1 protein-coding gene and 1 pseudogene are annotated in these 1215 nt (G+C 65.7%); one reads left to right on the top strand and one right to left on the bottom strand.

Annotated features, from left to right (window positions below; genetic code table 11):
- Positions 1-18: 18 nt before the first annotated feature.
- Positions 19-267 (top strand): annotated as a pseudogene (locus ACFXGI_RS38785) (ISAzo13 family transposase); the annotation flags it as partial.
- 26 nt (positions 268-293) lie between these two features.
- Here the strand turns inward: ACFXGI_RS38785 and ACFXGI_RS38780 are convergent.
- Positions 294-1111, bottom strand: a protein-coding gene (locus ACFXGI_RS38780) for an IS5 family transposase (RefSeq protein ID WP_384717819.1) whose coding sequence is annotated in 2 segments (ribosomal slippage) — positions 294-769 and positions 769-1111 — 819 coding nt in all. Because the reading frame shifts where the segments join, the coding sequence is not laid out codon by codon here.
- Positions 1112-1215 lie beyond the last annotated feature (104 nt).

Here is a 1215-nt window from a genome sequence, read left to right as displayed (position 1 = left end):
ACGCTCAACCACAGCTGACCTGACCAAGCCCTACTAGCCGCAGTGCTCCACCTGCGCGTCAATCTGGCCGCGGAACCCCTCGCCGTGCTCTTCGGCAGCAGCCGCACCGCCATGCACCGCACCCTGCTGAAGATCAGGAAACTACTCGAGTCACACGGCATCGTCATCCCACCAGCGACCACCCCGCCCGCCGCCCTCGCACCCCTCAAGACTCGGGTCCTCGCCCAGAGCAGCGATCCCAACAGCAAGATCAAGACAACGTGTTAATGATCTGCAAGCCCTAAGACCGTGTCCTATGTGGTGAGGCGGAAGAGGCGTTTGTAGCAGCAGAGGGCGGCGGCGAGGCCGAGGAAGGCCAGGTAGTTGCGGGGGTGGCGTTCGTATCGGTGGTTGAGTCGGCGGTAGCCGGTCAGCCAGGACATGGTCCGCTCGATTACCCACCGCCGACGCCCCAATCGTTCGCTCGACTCGATGCCTTTGCGGGCGATGCGGACACCGATCCGTTTGCCACGGAGCCATTTCCGCAGGTCAGGGATGTCGTAAGCCTTGTCGGCGTGGAGTTTCCGGGGTTTGAAGTGGCGACCGCGGTGGGGGTCGTGTCTCGTTTGGTTGCCGAGCACCATGGGTTTCAGGGCCTGGCTGTCGTGGGTGTTGGCCGCGGAGACGCCGACGAGGAGGGGCAGTCCGGCCGCGTCCGACAGGACGTGCATTTTCGAGCCGGGCTTGCCCCGGTCCACGGGGCTCGGACCTGTGAGTTCGCCCCCTTTTTGGCCCTCACGTGGGCGGAGTCGAGGACGGCTCGGGAGAGATCGAGGAGCCCGGCGTCGTCGAGCCGGTACAGGATCTCCTCGTGCAGCCGGCCCCATACTCCCGCCCGCGACCAGATCAGGAACCGGCGGTGGGCCGTGGACTTCGATATCCCGAAGCAGGGTGGCAGGGCCCGCCAGGCACACCCGCTGACCAGCACGTAAACGATCGCGGCGAACAGCGTCTCATCAGGTGTGTCCTGCGTACCGCCGCCCTGCGGCCGCACCCTCGACGGCGGGATCAACGGCTCCGCGATCTCCCACAGCCCGTCCGGAACAATCCAACTCCACGTACCCCGCCCCATGATCGGACCAACGACCGCCTCACCACATAGGACACGGTCGCGGCATCGACTGCTCACAACGGCGCGGTCGCCACCGATGTGGCGTCGTAATGACCAAGTCCAGG

The organism is Streptomyces sp. NPDC059355 (genome assembly GCF_042752335.1).
Lineage (GTDB): Bacteria > Actinomycetota > Actinomycetes > Streptomycetales > Streptomycetaceae > Streptomyces.
Note: the sequence above shows the minus strand (reverse complement) of the source record. Positions and strands in the feature narration are given on the sequence as shown.